Origin of the sequence: Actinomyces succiniciruminis (genome assembly GCF_900002405.1) — a bacterium.
Classification (GTDB): Bacteria; Actinomycetota; Actinomycetes; order Actinomycetales; family Actinomycetaceae; genus Actinomyces; species Actinomyces succiniciruminis.
Genome location: NZ_LK995521.1, coordinates 1 through 655 on the forward strand (window position 1 = coordinate 1; position 655 = coordinate 655).

The following is a 655-nucleotide window of genomic DNA, read 5'->3' on the forward strand; positions in this document are numbered from 1 at the left end:
GCAGGGGCTCGGCAAAGTCGTTGGTTGGTTAGGGGGTTGTTAGGAGTTTGATGGCTTTGGTGGGTCTTCGTGTCATGGCGCGGTTGGCTGAGGCGATGCTGGTGGTGGGGTTGTCGTAGGTGGTGCGGATGAGGCTGATGGCCAGGTTGCGTAGGGTTGCCATGACCTGGGGTGCGTTGCCGGTGCGCAGCTGGTGGCGGTCCTCATCAAAGGCGGGCGTCTCTTACCCAGTGGAGTCGGTTTTCTATCGGCCAGTGGCCTTGTATCCAGGCGGCCACTTGCTCGGGCTGGGCGTCGGTCATCGGAACAGAGCAGATGAGGTAGACGACCTCGGTGGTGCGCCTGGACTTCCTCTTGCTGCCGCCGCTGGTGCGGGTGCGGCGTATCTGTAGTAGTTGGGCGGCGCCGGGGAAGTCGACCCAGGCGGGGGTTGCTACGGCTTTGATGGTGCGCCGCACCCTGCGCCCGTGAGAGGTGTCCACCCCGGTGACGGCGGGAATGTCGGCCCAGGGCAGCGCCTTGAGCCTCGCTTGCAGACTGGGCTGGTTGTTCTTGACCGTCAGCACATAGTCGGCGCCCCGGTCGCGTATCCAGGTAGCGGTCTCGTGCTGGGTGTGCAACGCATCAGCAGTGACCACCGCGCCGGCCAGGTCAT

2 protein-coding genes are annotated in these 655 nt (G+C 64.6%); both read right to left on the minus strand.

Features of this window, described 5'->3' with window-relative positions:
* Positions 1–28 precede the first annotated feature (28 nt).
* Entirely contained in the window at positions 29–163 is a 135-nt protein-coding gene (locus tag BN1056_RS14980; RefSeq protein ID WP_280516461.1) for a hypothetical protein, read from the minus strand.
* A 43-nt stretch (positions 164–206) separates the two neighbouring features.
* A partial coding sequence (locus tag BN1056_RS09600) for an ISAs1 family transposase (RefSeq protein WP_244671633.1) occupies positions 207–655 on the minus strand: 449 nt, incomplete at its 5' end.